This window comes from Rhodococcus sp. JS3073 (genome assembly GCF_026810085.1).
Lineage (GTDB): Bacteria > Actinomycetota > Actinomycetes > Mycobacteriales > Mycobacteriaceae > Rhodococcus_F > Rhodococcus_F wratislaviensis.
Genome location: NZ_CP113951.1, coordinates 194,573 through 208,176, shown reverse-complemented (window position 1 = coordinate 208,176; position 13,604 = coordinate 194,573). Strand labels below are relative to the sequence as shown.

General features: G+C 64.3%; 15 protein-coding genes. 7 read left to right on the top strand and 8 right to left on the bottom strand.

Going from position 1 to position 13,604, the window contains the following annotated elements:
• Positions 1-27 precede the first annotated feature (27 nt).
• Genes OYT95_RS00980 through OYT95_RS00955 form a run of 6 tightly spaced genes read left to right on the top strand, consistent with a single transcriptional unit; the run spans position 28 to position 3,653 of the window.
• The gene (locus OYT95_RS00980) at positions 28-483 is read left to right on the top strand and encodes a hypothetical protein (RefSeq protein ID WP_037239238.1); all 456 of its coding nucleotides are present in this window, start codon (positions 28-30) and stop codon (positions 481-483) included.
• Positions 480-1,124: a hypothetical protein gene (locus tag OYT95_RS00975; RefSeq protein WP_268790648.1), complete on the top strand. Its 645-nt coding sequence runs from the start codon at positions 480-482 to the stop codon at positions 1,122-1,124. The genes OYT95_RS00980 and OYT95_RS00975 overlap by 4 nt, the downstream gene beginning before the upstream one ends.
• Positions 1,125-1,134: 10 nt before the next feature.
• Complete coding sequence (locus tag OYT95_RS00970; RefSeq protein WP_037239232.1) at positions 1,135-1,668, top strand: hypothetical protein; 534 nt, start codon at positions 1,135-1,137, stop codon at positions 1,666-1,668.
• Positions 1,669-1,720: 52 nt separating this feature from the next.
• Positions 1,721-2,425, top strand: a complete 705-nt coding sequence (locus OYT95_RS00965) for a hypothetical protein (protein WP_268790647.1) — start codon at positions 1,721-1,723, stop codon at positions 2,423-2,425.
• Entirely contained in the window at positions 2,425-3,072 is a 648-nt protein-coding gene (locus OYT95_RS00960; RefSeq protein WP_268790646.1) for a hypothetical protein, read from the top strand. Before OYT95_RS00965 ends, OYT95_RS00960 begins: the two co-directional genes overlap by 1 nt.
• A 56-nt stretch (positions 3,073-3,128) precedes the next feature.
• Entirely contained in the window at positions 3,129-3,653 is a 525-nt protein-coding gene (locus tag OYT95_RS00955; protein ID WP_037239225.1) for a hypothetical protein, read from the top strand.
• 92 nt (positions 3,654-3,745) lie between these two features.
• On the opposite strand, the gene OYT95_RS00950 is transcribed toward OYT95_RS00955, so the two are convergent.
• Positions 3,746-4,630 carry a phytanoyl-CoA dioxygenase family protein gene (locus OYT95_RS00950; protein ID WP_268790645.1) on the bottom strand — a complete coding sequence of 295 codons (885 nt, stop codon included), beginning with the start codon at positions 4,628-4,630 and terminating at the stop codon, positions 3,746-3,748.
• 633 nt (positions 4,631-5,263) lie between these two features.
• Here OYT95_RS00950 and OYT95_RS00945 point away from each other — a divergent pair.
• Complete coding sequence (locus OYT95_RS00945) at positions 5,264-5,641, top strand: hypothetical protein (RefSeq protein WP_268790644.1); 378 nt, start codon at positions 5,264-5,266, stop codon at positions 5,639-5,641.
• Positions 5,642-6,260: 619 nt separating this feature from the next.
• On the opposite strand, the gene OYT95_RS00940 is transcribed toward OYT95_RS00945, so the two are convergent.
• From OYT95_RS00940 to isoD, 7 genes are all read right to left on the bottom strand, one after another.
• Positions 6,261-7,169, bottom strand: a complete 909-nt coding sequence (locus OYT95_RS00940) for a helix-turn-helix domain-containing protein (RefSeq protein WP_268790643.1) — start codon at positions 7,167-7,169, stop codon at positions 6,261-6,263.
• Positions 7,170-7,306: 137 nt separating this feature from the next.
• Entirely contained in the window at positions 7,307-8,734 is a 1,428-nt protein-coding gene (locus tag OYT95_RS00935) for an FAD-dependent oxidoreductase (protein ID WP_268790642.1), read from the bottom strand.
• The gene (gene gshB, locus OYT95_RS00930; RefSeq protein WP_156046726.1) at positions 8,731-9,780 is read right to left on the bottom strand and encodes a glutathione synthase; all 1,050 of its coding nucleotides are present in this window, start codon (positions 9,778-9,780) and stop codon (positions 8,731-8,733) included. Before gshB ends, OYT95_RS00935 begins: the two co-directional genes overlap by 4 nt.
• Complete coding sequence (locus OYT95_RS00925; RefSeq protein WP_268790641.1) at positions 9,777-11,159, bottom strand: aldehyde dehydrogenase family protein; 1,383 nt, start codon at positions 11,157-11,159, stop codon at positions 9,777-9,779. Before OYT95_RS00925 ends, gshB begins: the two co-directional genes overlap by 4 nt.
• A gap of 35 nt (positions 11,160-11,194) precedes the next feature.
• Positions 11,195-12,232, bottom strand: a complete 1,038-nt coding sequence (gene isoF, locus OYT95_RS00920) for an isoprene monooxygenase reductase (RefSeq protein ID WP_268790640.1) — start codon at positions 12,230-12,232, stop codon at positions 11,195-11,197.
• A gap of 11 nt (positions 12,233-12,243) precedes the next feature.
• The gene (gene isoE / locus OYT95_RS00915) at positions 12,244-13,266 is read right to left on the bottom strand and encodes an isoprene monooxygenase oxygenase subunit beta (protein ID WP_037239215.1); all 1,023 of its coding nucleotides are present in this window, start codon (positions 13,264-13,266) and stop codon (positions 12,244-12,246) included.
• Complete coding sequence (gene isoD, locus OYT95_RS00910; protein ID WP_052033556.1) at positions 13,263-13,595, bottom strand: isoprene monooxygenase effector protein; 333 nt, start codon at positions 13,593-13,595, stop codon at positions 13,263-13,265. The genes isoE and isoD overlap by 4 nt, the downstream gene beginning before the upstream one ends.
• Positions 13,596-13,604: the final 9 nt, after the last annotated feature.

Sequence of the window (13,604 nt, the reverse complement as noted above, 5' to 3'; positions counted from 1 at the left end):
GACCCCTGCTGTGAAAGGCCATGATCGATGACCACCGTTGAATCCAGCACATACCCGGTCACCCTGTACGACGGAGAGGGCGCGAACGGCGTCGCGAGTATCGTCGGGATGCTGCTCGGGCAGAACGTCGAGAACTATCCCTCCCGAGTCAAGTTCGCGCGAAAGATACCTCGGCCGGTGTCGATCTACAGTACCGACACCGACAGCGCCTGCACGATCGTGTTCGGCACCGACGAGGCAATTGTCTACAACGACATCGTGGGTCGGCCGAGCGTCACCATCAAGGCCAGTGTGGATCAGATTCTCGATGTTTCGCAGTTGTCGATGAAGGCGGGCGGGCTGATCCCGGTGGGCTTCTTCACCACCCGCGGAATGACGGTGCTGGGTGGAATTCTCACCCACAAGCTCGTCGTGAAGGGTCTTCTCACGCACACACTGACGGCATTGCGCACCATTGCACTGGTTTCGGTCGTCGAGTCATGACGGCCATTTCGGGGCGGAGCCGGCACACCCTCGTTACGGAGGCCGCCACGCCGATCGGTTTCGGTCAGATCCCACCGGACGGGTTCGCCGATCCACCGCAACGAGCCTCGACCGGAACGAATGTGGCGCGAGTGCTACTCGTGCTCGCGCTGATTCCGATAGGTGCGTTGTACCTGTACCCCCGGATCTACGACCTGACGGCTACGCCATACCGTCTCGACCAAGCGGTGGTGTCCGCCGACAACTACAACCCGGCCCTGGATCAGATTGTCGAGCACGAGAAGGTCACGCTGGCCGCGTTCGACGCGCTCGACAAGATGAAGGCATCGCTGGCGAGTGTCCTGAGCACCGATGCGGCAGTGACCGCCGAACTCAACACCCTCACCGGGCAGATCACCGGCGACGTGCAGAAGACCCTCGACCTCGCCGGCGCGAACGTGACCGATCTCGTTGCCTCACTCGACACGTTGACGACGCACATCAGCTCACTCCAAGCGCCCGTCGACGGCGCCACCGCGGCCGTCGCCGCCGACCGTGCCACCTTGGACGCCATTCTCACCGACGCACGATCGACGGCAGAGAAGGTCCACCGCACCCGCCTGTCGGCGGAAGAATCCGCCAACGACCTGTCTGGAAAGTAGGGAAAGTACCTTGATCTTCTTCGGACGTCGTGGCGGGCCTTCGCGGATGGTTCTGTCGATCGTCGCGGTGGGTGTTCTCGGCCTGCTTGCCTTCGTGGTGTTCAACCTGAACACCCGACTCGACAACCAGCAGCGCGCCAACGAAACGAGCATCACAGCCTCCCAGGGCATCGTCGACGTCAATGACCGACTGACAGGTCAGCTCCAGCAGCTCACCGAGCTCACTCACACCGCGCAGACCGCTCTCGATGCCACGATCGCGCTCGGACCGTTGCTGACCGCACTGGATGAAGCGATCACCCCGGCAGCGCAGATGCTTGCCAGCAGCACCGACGGGGCGCAGCTGACCAACGAGCAACTGACCAACATCCAGGGCATTCTCGGCGAGGTCCAGAACACCGTGCTCCCACTGGTGGCATCGGCGGAAGCGTTCGGCGACCAGGGACGCCAATTGCTGGCCATCGTCGAGGGCCTCGTCAGCGACCTGCACGGTTCGGTCGCGGCCGCGCAGACCATCAACCAGATGCTTCCGCTCCCGGGCTGAACCCACCTTCTCTGCTCCAACTGATTTGTACCTACTCTCGACTGGACGTGACATGCAACAGGGCACCGACCTACCGCTAGAGGCATACCCCCGCCGAGACCTGGCCGGACTTCAGCGATTCGATGTTCCGGCATCGGCGCTGCCCTACCGAAGGGGTGTAGTGCCCCGCCGCCTGGACATACCGAATGCTGGGACACCCAGTTCCACTGGATTCGCCGTAGTAACCGAATGGATGGGCCGCCTCGCCGCGGTCCTGGCCGTCGTCCTGTTCGGGCTGGTGTTCGCGGCCATCCACAAGGGTCAGCTCGTGCAGGGCAGCGCGCGCACAATTGTGGACAACTTCCGGCTGACCAACGAATACTTCGCCCAACGGGCAGATCTCACCGCCCCGGCGACGGCACACAAACAACTCGATGAGCTGGCGGGAGTGTTGGCCCAGCTCGACACCGCAACCGCCGCCGACATCGATCACTTGGCTGCGCTGCTACCGGACGCACGTGCGTTGCTCGCCGCCGGCCGAGGTGACACACAGATCGCCGGCCAGCTCGAGACCGTCGCCACCACGCTGCAGGGTTCGGCGGCTTCGCTGCATCAGATTTCGGCGGACGCGAACACCACCGTGAGCGAGGTGAACGACGAGCTCACGACCGCGATCGATCTCGTGAACGCACTCAATGCGGAGCTGACGCGGACGACGAACAAACTCACGCTGGTTCCCGAACAGGGAGCCTTCATTCCTGCACCCGGAGGGAACTGATGATCACCAAAAGGGCATGGCTGGGGGTAGTGCTCGGTCTGGGGCTGGCGCCGGCAGTGCTGCTCTGCGCCGCCAACGGGTTCCTTCCCGGACTCGAGGATGTGGTCGACCCACTGGGACGACCGTCGCAGCTGAGCCTCGAGGTCATCGATTCCGCCGGCCAGTTCGACACACTGACCTCGATACTCGTCCCGAAACATGCCCGGCTGGCCGCCGATATCCAGGCGTTGGGCCCGCTGGCACATGACCTGGAAGGCCTGACCGACAAGGCAGGAGAGCTGACGGGTCAGGCCAAGTCACTCAATGCCTCCACTGGCACAGTCAGCACGATCGCCACACCGTCGCCCGACCTCGTCGCGAACGTGACCGACCGCGCCAATCAAGCGAGCCCAACGGTGGCGCGACTATCGACGGCCGTCGGCTCGGTCACCGCGCAACTGGAGGCCATCAATCAGGGACTGACCACGATCGAAGGCACCTTGGGTGCGCTCGGGCCCAAGGCCACCGCCATCGCCGCGACCCTGGCGAACGTCGAGGAGGAAGCCCGGCACATTCAGGAACTCGGACCGCTGCTCGCGGTAGTCGGGCCCCCGGTCAATTCCCTGAACCTCCCCCCTCTCGGCGTCGCGACCACGCCCACCCCATAACACTCGGGACGGGTCAGGCAGTGACCAGGAAACGAGTGAAAGGCAGAAAATACACCATGTTTCGGCTCTCCTGGGCGATTGCCCTGGCATTCACCATCGCGCTCTTGTGCGGCATTCTGATCGTCACACGAGACTTGAGCATCACCAACGACACCTTCAAAGATGGTGTCGCGCAGGCAAAAATCGTTGACAGCACCACCAATGACGCGCTCGCCGGGGCGAAGGAATTGCCTCCAGCCAACGAGTCAATCAACCAGGGGCTGCCCGAGGTCGTCGGGGTGCTCGACTCCCTCACCCGAGCAGACCACACCCTCGGGGAACTCGGCACACAACTGCAGGCTCTTGGTGACGCTCTGCAGTCCGCGGACGCCCCCCTCGGCGGCATCATCGACGCGGGCGCGTCTGCAACCGATCAAGCCAACGCCGCCGCCGTCCCCGCCGAACAGATCGCGCACACCCTCGCCGACGCGGATGCGAAAGTTCGAGCACTGGCTCCCTTGCTGGACCAATCACTCGCCCTCGGGCAGACGATCGACCAGAAACTGCGGATCGCACTGATCCTGCCGGTCATCGGCAACTGACACGACACTAGTACGGGCGAGCCGACGGGGGGTCGCCGCAGGCGGGTGTCGGTGTTTCCCGGGGAACGGCCGATGGTGCCGGCGTCGTCTCCTCAGTTGTGAACAGGGGTTTCGTGCCACACCACGGGGAACATGTCGCCGCCGATCGGGGTGCCGGGGGTCATCGGCGGGACGGAGAACCTGCCGATACCGGGAATGTGGTCGAAGCTGGTACCCGGTCTCGGATCCCAGACGACCTGGTCGCCGGCGAAGATCGTGGTGACGGCACGGCGAGGTCGACTGGAATGGTTGGCGCGCGATCCGTGGACGGTCTTCGGGTGGTGCAGTAACGCATCGCCCGGCTCGGCCTCGCCGATGAACCAGTGGTACCGGTCGTAGTCGGCGTCGAAATCGGGTAGTTCGGGGAAGGGGGAACGTCGATAGACCGCAGCGACGTCAGGATTGCCGCTGAAACTGCGGGGCCGGAACACCGGACCCAGGTGTGAACCCTTCAGATAGTGGATCGCCCCGCTATCGAGGGTGACTGTGTCGAGCGGCACCCAGATACGGAAGTACTGATCGCCATCGATAGGGAGGTAGGCATAGTCCTGGTGGAAGGGCGCACCGTGGCCCGATCCCGGTTCCTGAGCGAACACCTGGTCGTAGAAGAACCGTAACGACTGTGCCGAAGGATGCATCTGGCGGGCGATGTGCTTGGTCGGCCCTCGCCGTGCCCAGTTGTCGAACGCGGAGTCGATGAAACGCGGAAACGCTTGGGAGAAGAAGCGGGGTTGCCCTGCGGAGGTGTAGTTCTGGGACGTACTGTGCACGTCCGTCATCATCCGATCCACGGCGTTCCGGAGGTAGTCGATCCACGCGGGAGGGATCACGGCTTCGAGGCGGATAACTCCGTTGGCAGCGAACTCCGCCCGTTCCTCGTCGGTGATCTCGCGGGTCAGCTGCTCTGTGGGGTGCTCGAAGTGGTGGTCGGTGGTCATTGGATTTCCTTTGCAAGGTGGCTGCGAGGCAGTGAGCTGGGTCATCGTGGAATCTGCCGGCCTTCGGCTGGGCCGACGGTGTCGCCGAGCCGTGACAACCGTGTTCCGGAACTACCGCAGGATCCAGAACTTGCTGCGGCGCTGGCTCCGGTGCGACTCGGTCATCGGCTGGTGAGCATCGCTGCAACTCCTACCGCTATTGCGATCACGATCACCGAATAGAGGATGAGATCCCATAGTCGGCATGATCGTGGCTCGTCACGGCCGATGCCTGTCGGAACCAGATCTGATTCTCGTTTCATCTGTACGCACCTCATGACTGTCGACTGAGCGGGCCCGGATCCCTGGCGGCGCCGGCCGTCCGGGTGGGGTAACCTCCTCGAGAAAACCTTTCACGACTAAGAAAGAGTATCCGGTGAATAATTGACTAGCCATCTTTTCACCCCTATGATTATGTGATCCACAACACAAGTTGGGATCGGGTGCAACCCCGACGAGGCGATCGGACGTACAGAAGAGGCGCGACCAATGGACGCGACGGACGAATTTTTCAGCTGGACCTCACGGCGAACCGTCATCGGTTCGTGTTCTCGAGCGTCGTCGGCGACGGGACTGCCGCGGGCGCAAAGTGATATGGCCGACGATCTACCGCAACGCGGCCTCGACGTCAGGCTCGTGGTGTCCGGTCGCCACTGCCGATTGATCACCTTCACTCAGGGTGGGATCGACTACGTCGTAGTGGCCATTGGCTCGGTACGAGGACGACGCGACGTGCCCATCCGGGCAGTCGACGAGGAGTCCTTGCTGATAGACGCGAGCCGCAGCGCGACGTCCGCGGAAATACTGATCGGGATTCCGATCGATCCGAGGACGGCCGATCCCGTGCGGTGCCGCGAACGTGTGCTGTCCTCCCAGCTCTGCCAGGGCGGCCCGATCCGGCAGATGCTCGGTGTCACGGGTGTTCACTCCGTTCTCGTGCCGGTCCTGGCGCCCGCGAACCATGCGGCGTAGCCGTATGTCCGCAACCGTAGGGACCCACGGGAATCCCCGCGGTACGCGTGCAGTGGCGATCGTGCCAAGAGGCACACAGATGGTCTCAATCGAGACAGAAAGCAGACTTCCTTGTTCTTCTTGGAGAAGTTCTTCACCGCGATTCTCACTCTGAGCGGCGCCTCATTCGGTGGCTGGCCGCTGTGCGAAGACGACGATCCAGACGACTCGTGCTGGGACCAGGAGCGATCGAGTTGACGTTGCGGTGCAACGGGCTCCGACGTGCGCACAGTGGCCGCCGCCGAGCAATCGGTAGTTGATCACGATCCTGCCGCATGCGCCCCGAAGGGAAGAGAGTTCCAGGGTGTCGGCAGAGTCGGGGACAACCGCCTCCGGCCTCGGCAGGATTTCATGCGAAGGCCCCCACGGTCGCAGGTGACGGAGGACGACGACGGACGTTCAGCTCGACCGAACCACCGGAGGCTCTGGTAGATAGATCGTGCAGCGAGCGTGTGCAGCTCCGCAGCAACCCGTTCCGTTCGGAAGACTGCCGGGATTCAGTGCCGCACAGTGTGCGTCGTCTGAGATGAGTAGCGGTGTGACATCGACGGTCCGATGTCACACACCGGGCGTTCGCGTATCACTTGCCTGCAGGGGAGTGCACCACTTCTGGCGTTCGCGCGTGGGTGGGGTCGTGACGGTCGACGGCCTCCAGCGCAGCGCCGAAACACTTCCCGTTCGCATATTCGCGGGGTGTGACCGCGTACCGGCGCTTGAACTCGGTAATGAAGTGGGAGGCGCTCGAATAGCCGACGGCGCGTGCAACTTCGCTGACACTGATGCCGGATTCGGTGATGAGCATGCGTCGAGCAGCGGCCAGCCGCTCGGATTTGAGGAACTGGTAGGGGCTCACGCCGATCGTGGCACGGAAGGTGTGCGCAAACGCCGACTCGCTCATCTGGACCTCCCGCGCGATGTCACTCACACTCATCGATTCAGTGAGGTGAGACCTGATGTATTCGATCGCCGCCCGCGTAGGATCGATGTCGGACTCGCGTGAGGCAACTTCGAGCGGATCCTGGCAGCTGACGATCTGCAGAAGGCGATACACGATCTCCTGCAAACAGATCGGTGCGAGCACTCGCTCGTCCAACTCGCCATCGAGGGCGCGCAGGAACCGGAGAACCGTGTGGAGTAGTCGTGCATCGACACGGAAGGTGCCGCTGCACTGGTTGCGACCCGCACGACCGCGCCGGGTGATCGGCACGGCCGCGGCATCGCTGACCAGGACATCCGTCGAGATGCGGCGAATGATCGCCGCGTCGATATGAAGAAACATCGCAAGGAAAGGATGGTCGGCGGAGGCTGCGTCTACTTCGATCGCGGGACACGAGCGGTCCGTGAAGACGATTCCCTCGAGTGGGCCGCAATCGTGAGTAATGCGATCGATGTCCACGGACAGTCGCCCCTGGGCGACGAGACCGAAGGTGACGCCTTGGGCCGGCTCCCACGAATACGGACCCGGCTCGTCGAACCGATAGACGGTCACGCCTGACCGCGCCTGCCGAGCCCCGATCCCACCCGTCCAACAGTTCAGTTCGGCGACGAGGTCCTCCGTTGGCGTCGGCTCGGTCACACTGTCCGCAACTGCGCCTTCCGTCCCGAAGCGGTGCTGGTTCGGCGCGGTCACATCCGATCCGACAATCGGCGGGCGGCGAGCTGAATCGCCTCCCACACCGTGGCGAATGGTGGGGCATACGAGAGATCCATCGCGGCAAGATCGTCGACGCTCATCTCGCCCCACAGCACTGCGGCGGCAGTGTCGATCCTCTTGGCTGACTGCGCCCCGCCCACGATCTGCACACCGAGCAACCGGCGCGTACGACGGTCGGCGATGATCTTGGTGGCGATCGGTGATCGCTCAGGCATATACCCACTCGCCGTGCCGCCGAGGGTGACCAGAGACTCCACGTCGTACCCAGCCTCGGCCGCCTCCCGAGTGCCGAGGCCTGTACGAGCAACCTCCACATGCGTGCCGGCGGAGACGAACCGGGTGATGGCGGTGCCCAGGACACCTGGAAACTCGTGCGATCCGCCAACCGTGTTGTACCCGCAGATACGACCCTGCTTGTTCGCGTGGGTGCCCAGGGGTGCAAGGACGTACTTCCTCCGGATTCGATCGATGACCTCGCAGCAATCCCCGGCCGCCCATACGCCCTCGGCGACCTCTTGCCGTTCGTTGGGTAAGTAGCCGCCGCGTTCACCGATAGGCAACCCGGCGGCCACGCCGAGTTCGGTGGACGGGCGCACACCGAGTCCGAGGACTACGACGTCGGTGGGGTAGACCTGCCCGTTGCTGCCGGTGAGCGACCGAACGTGGCCGTCGACGCTGTCGATGTCGATATCGGCGACCGTGGTGTTCGTGACGACGTCGACTCCGCCGGCTCGGACGGTCTCGCACACCCTTTCACTCATATCGCTGTCGAGGTTGCTCATCACAGCACTGCGCGTCAGGAGTGTGGTGCTGAACCCGCGTTGCACCATCGCTTCCGCCATTTCGACGCCGATGTACCCGCCGCCGACCACCACCGCGCGGCGGCGGACGGCTAATTCACCGCGTGACCGGCGAGAGACGAGATCGAGCCAGTGCCGGGCATGATCGAGATCCTTGACCGGGTGGACGCCTCCCACCAGTTCACCCCCGTCGGTCACCGCCCACTCCGGGATGATCGGATGGGCACCGGTGGCGAGGACGAGCTTGTCGAATCGGACGAACTCCTCACCCCCGGCGTTGTGGGCGTAGGCGACCGTGCGAGTGTTCAGGTCGATCTTCGTTGCGGTGACGTTCATCCGGAGGTCCACTCCCGTCGCCCGATGCTTCTCGGGCGTGCGAGCGCTCAATTCGTCGGTCGTGCCGACCGTCCCGGACACCAGGTACGGGATGCCGCAGGCAGAATACGAGGTGTCGGACGTTTTCTCGAGTGCAATCACGTCGATGTCGCGTCCCGCAGATTTCGCGCTGCGCAGCGCCTGATGGGCCGCGCTCATACCCGCGGCGTCGGCGCCGATGACGACGATCTGCTCGCGCTGTTTCGGTGGGACCGCCGTGCTCATCGCATCTCCGTCATGTTCGTGCACCGGGCAACCGCCCATTCGATCGTGTCGGCTGCCAGGCGCGTACCGCTGAGCGCATCGATCTCGCGGATTCCTGTCGGGCTGGTTACGTTCACTTCGGTGAGCCTGTCTCCGATGATGTCGATTCCGACGAACACGAGTCCGCGCCTGACGAGCTCGGGTCCGAGGGTGGTGCAGATTTGACGGTCATGGGCGGTCACGGTGTCGCGCACGACGCGCGCACCGGTGGCCATGTTGCACCGGAATTCATCGCCGGCGCCGCCGGTGTCGACGATGCGGCGGACGGACCCGATCGGCTTTCCGTCGAGAACGATCACGCGACGGTCGCCCGCCGTCGCAGCCTCCGGTATGAACTGTTGGACGACCACGTGCTGGTCACCACGGATGGTGGCGGTGTCGAGAATGGAGTGCAGGTTCGGGTCGTGCGGTCGCAGGAGCATGATGCCCCGACCGGCCATGCCGTCGGTGGGTTTGAGAACTGCTGTGCCCCAAGAACGTACAGCTGCGATGATCTCATCTCTGTCTGCGGAGACGAGGGTGGGGGGACCCAGCTCGGGCATCCGCAGGGCGAATAACTTCTCGTTCGCGTCGCGGAGCCCGGCAGGGGAATTGATCAGCAGCGTCTTGGTGGGATCGACCAGGTCGAGGATGAAGGTGGCGCGCAGATAGTTGCCGTCGACCGGAGGGTCGGTCCGCATGAAGATCGCCGCTGCCTCGTCGAGCGGGAGTCGGCGGGGTGCGCCGCTGGTGTACCAATCGGTGTCGGCGATCCACTTGTTCTCGCTCAAGACCGCTGGGCGTAGCGACACCTCCCGGCAACGGGCGAATGCGCGCCCTCGGTCGATGCCGAGGTCACCGACGGTCGTGGTCAGCACGCGATGGCCGGCCAACTGCGCTTCCTCCATCAACGCGATGGTGGTGTCGTGCGCGGGTGCCAGTCCGGCGAGGGGATCGGTGACGAACACGAAGTCCAGCCGAAGCCCGGACCGGGCCTGCGGATCGCTGAGCACCGGCGGCCCGCTCATGACGCCATCTCGCCGGTTGTGCGATGGGCCGACTCCCCTGTCCACGCGGCCGGTACCAGGCCGCTGTACATGGCGCTCTGCGGTCCCTGTTCGCGGGCGGCGACCCCGAACCGGGTGCGCTCGTCGGATGAGTCGTCCCCCCAGATCGATGCGTAGCCGTCGCAATGGCGTCGAGCGTCGAATACCCTGTCGAGGTCGGTGAGGGTGTTCCACTGGACGACGGTGAGCACGGGTCCCAGTGGTTCACGTGAGTGAGCCAGTGCCTTTGCCGCGGCCTTCGACGTCGCGTCGCCGAGGTCGACGACCGTGGTGGGCAACCGCCACCCCATTCGATGCCTGATGTCATCAGGAATCGTTCCCCCCAGCAGTACCCGTCCGCCGTCGGCGTCCAACTGGTCGATCCGGTCGAAGGCCCGCCGCCGGATGGGCTCGGTGGGGAGGGGAGCGGCACGATTCTTGAAGAGGGTCAGCTGGCCGAGAATCGCGGCGATGGCCTTCTTGGCGACGTCGCGGTGCACGGCGACTGTGTGCAGACCCAATGGTCCGCCGGCGTTGTGGACCCGAACGCCGTCGGCAATCTCGGAGGCCATCGGTGCGAACTTGTCTTCCCCGAGTCCGGGGTAGATGATCGCGGCGTTGCCGCCGCCGGTCAGGGTTCGCAGGGGCACCTGTGTCCGACGTCCCGCCCGGCTTGCGCGGCTCACGGTGGACTCGTTCGCCCGCACGTGGAGTGCCTGGAGCGCGGTGCTACTGATGAGTGCGGCGCCCACATCCACTCCGGTGCCCTGCACGATATTGAGAACGCCGGCGGGAAATCCCAGCTGATCTGCGATGAACGCGACCGCCACCGGTGACAAGGGACCGCGCAGCGACGGCTTGACCACCACGGTGTTTCCGGCTGCCAGTGCCGGGAAGACATTCAGCAGCATCTCCGAGAACGGTGCCCCCCAGGACAATACGTGCCCGGAGACTCCTGCGGGTGTGGGCCGTGGGTGCAGGACCTCCCGGGTGAGGACCGCGCGCGCGATCCTCAATGTCGATTCGATACCGGCGAGGGAATCGTCGTATCCGAGACCTGTCTCGACCGACTGCAGGCGTGCCAGTTCAGGTGCCGCCTCCGCGAGCCGGTGCAGCAACAGCGCCAACAGCTGGTCGCGGGTGTGTAGCTCGGACCAGGGCCCCGACAGTGCGTCACCGGCGGCTGAGATGGCCCGATCGACGTCGAATCGAGACGAGAGGGGAACAACCGCGGTGACCGTGCTGTCGGAGGGGTTCCGGATCTCGTACTCGTAAGGCGCGGCCGGAAACACCCACCTTCCGTCGATGAGGTTACGTGCATAGTGCTCATCGGTCGGTAGTTCGATGGTTTCCAGCAACATGATGGATCCTTCCGAGTTCGAGAGGGGTGCTGCGTTCAGGCGATGAAACGGTCGAAGAACAGTCGGTCCGCGGAGGCCCCGCGCTCGCGCACCAGCGCTCGCAATGCCGCGTCGACCATTCCGGCAGGGCCGGCGAGATAGATATCGTGATCACTGAGATCGGTCCAGTCGTCGGCAACGTGGTCGATCACCCGGCCCACCCGGGAATCGTCGAACACGGCCCATCCCGCGGGCTCGGTGCCGGCGAAGTCGGGATCCTCGACCGAGACGGCCACACGGGCACCCAATTCGTTCAAGCGGGCGAGCCGATCGAGGAGAACGATGTCCCCGGCCATACGTGCACCGATGTACAGATCCACCCGCCGTCCCCGGTTCTCGACGAGAAGTTCCTCGGTGATCGCGAGGATCGGTGCCAGCCCGGTGCCGCCCGCGATACACACCGCCGGACGCTCGGACCCCGGTTGTGCGTATGCACGCCCATAGGGTCCTTCGACCAGGATTTCATCGCCCACCTGGACTTTGTCGAAGAGCCAACTCGATGCGGCGCCGCCGGGCTTGGCGCGGATGATGAATTCCACGGTGGTGGAGCCGGCACCGTCGGCCGGGTGCGCCATCGAGTAGGCCCGCCGAACCCCGTCCGGTGATTCCAGGAGCATGAACTGCCCTGGCAGGAAGTCGATGGGTGACCTGAAGTCGAGGGTGAAGAGAGCGGTGTCGGGGGTCAGCTCTACCCGGCCCAGGAGTCGAGATGTCACACGCTCGGGCACTGCCTCTCGGCTCACCGTCGGTCCGTCGAGTATCGGTGCCTTGACTGTGCAGTCGGCAGTGGGAACAGATTGGCACATCAGGATCCGATTGCCGCGGCGGCGATCACGTTCGGAGAGCCCGGCGGCGTCGGGCCAGAGGGTCTTCACCTCCCCGTCCACGAGTTGTGCGCGGCAACTGCCGCATCCACCGCTGGCGCATTCGTAGGGCAGGGCCAGTCCGGCCCGGAGGCCGGCCCGAAGAAGTGTCTCTTCGGGCCCGCACGTCACCGGTCCCTCGTACCCAGTGAAGTTCACTGTGACAGTCATGGTCTCAGATCTCAATCGGTTCCGGCCCGCAGACCGACGGAGTCGAGGAACGAGTGCCAGTCCTGGCGGACAGCGGCGGCAATCTCGTCCGCGGACGCTCCACTCGGTGACGCGACGATCCGGGCGCCGGCCTCGATCATCTCGTTCCCGCGTGCGGACCATTCGCTCACATGACCTTGAAGCACATCCAGATTGCCGGGGTCAGCCGCGACGAGGAATTCGACCAGCGCTACCGACCAACGCTGACTACGCAGGCTGTCACGCCAGAGATTCTCCAGAATCAGCGAGTCCAATCGCACTCCCACACGAGCGGTTTGGCGCCGGAGCTGGACGAGGAAGAGCTGATCGGCAATCGCCTTGGTCACCAGATTTGTGGCGACGAATGCTCGGTCCCAATCGAATTCCACCAGGGCCCATTCGAATGCGGCCCGAATGGGCTGCCAATCGGGGCGCTCGGTCCAGAATTCCTTCTCCGCGGTACCGAATCCGCGTTCGGGATGCGTCAACTGCAGCTGGGTCGTGCGGTACGCGGTGAGCTGCACCCGGCGGAGCTGGTCCGCGGTCTGGAAAGCGGCACAGTTGGCGACATAGCTGCTGATTGCGAGCTGCTGAACGTAGGCGGACAGCATCTGCTGGCTGTGCGCGACGTACCGCGTCGGGGTCAGGGCCCGCACGAGCAGGGTCAGTGCCTCATCCGAGAGCGTCTCGTCGGAGCCGTCGCCGTCGAACTGGGCGATCAATCCCTCGACGTACGTCTCCTGATCGTCCTGGTCGGCAACATAACTGCCGTAGGTGACGGTATCGGGATCTCTGAAGCTGTCCCAGTCGGCGACTGTCAACTTCATCGAGTCGCGGTGCTCGCGCAGCCACACGTTTCCGTGAACGTCGGGTCCCATTTCGAGTGGCACGGGTCCGGTGGTGTGGTTCATGTTGTGCGTGAGCACTTCGTACTCGGTGGGCCGTCGCCCGAGGTTGCCGAACGCACTCCACGTCTTGAGCCCGCGCGAACGGGACCGCGGTGTCTTGCTGGTCATGACTTCTCCTGTCCCGAGTTCTCGAAGAACCAGACGTATTCATCGGTGCGAGTCTTGAGGCGCCCCTTGAACGAGGGCATGTCGATCTCGAGCGCGGCCAACTGATAACTCTGGCCGAAGTGCTTTTCCAAGCTCGACTGCGTCAGGCGGCACGCTCCGCGTGTGTGGATGCGGACGTAGTCCTCGCGGTCGAGTACCAGCACATCCTGCCCTGGGTTGTCCTCTTCGATCGCATCGATCACCGCCTCCGCAAGGTTGCCGGCCCGGATGACCGGACCCACAAGGTCGGGGGACGACTCGTCTGAGGCATCCATGTCGACAATGGTCATGAGTGTGAA

Coding starts and splice junctions, on each gene's coding strand:
- OYT95_RS00980 (WP_037239238.1), top strand. CDS start 28: ATGACCACCGTTGAATCCAGCACATACCCGGTCACCCTGTACGACGGA.
- OYT95_RS00975 (WP_268790648.1), top strand. CDS start 480: ATGACGGCCATTTCGGGGCGGAGCCGGCACACCCTCGTTACGGAGGCC.
- OYT95_RS00965 (WP_268790647.1), top strand. CDS start 1,721: ATGCAACAGGGCACCGACCTACCGCTAGAGGCATACCCCCGCCGAGAC.
- OYT95_RS00960 (WP_268790646.1), top strand. CDS start 2,425: ATGATCACCAAAAGGGCATGGCTGGGGGTAGTGCTCGGTCTGGGGCTG.
- OYT95_RS00955 (WP_037239225.1), top strand. CDS start 3,129: ATGTTTCGGCTCTCCTGGGCGATTGCCCTGGCATTCACCATCGCGCTC.
- OYT95_RS00950 (WP_268790645.1), bottom strand. CDS start 4,630: ATGACCACCGACCACCACTTCGAGCACCCCACAGAGCAGCTGACCCGC.
- OYT95_RS00945 (WP_268790644.1), top strand. CDS start 5,264: ATGGCCGACGATCTACCGCAACGCGGCCTCGACGTCAGGCTCGTGGTG.
- OYT95_RS00935 (WP_268790642.1), bottom strand. CDS start 8,734: ATGAGCACGGCGGTCCCACCGAAACAGCGCGAGCAGATCGTCGTCATC.
- gshB (WP_156046726.1), bottom strand. CDS start 9,780: ATGAGCGGGCCGCCGGTGCTCAGCGATCCGCAGGCCCGGTCCGGGCTT.
- OYT95_RS00925 (WP_268790641.1), bottom strand. CDS start 11,159: ATGTTGCTGGAAACCATCGAACTACCGACCGATGAGCACTATGCACGT.
- isoF (WP_268790640.1), bottom strand. CDS start 12,232: ATGACTGTCACAGTGAACTTCACTGGGTACGAGGGACCGGTGACGTGC.
- isoE (WP_037239215.1), bottom strand. CDS start 13,266: ATGACCAGCAAGACACCGCGGTCCCGTTCGCGCGGGCTCAAGACGTGG.
- isoD (WP_052033556.1), bottom strand. CDS start 13,595: ATGACCATTGTCGACATGGATGCCTCAGACGAGTCGTCCCCCGACCTT.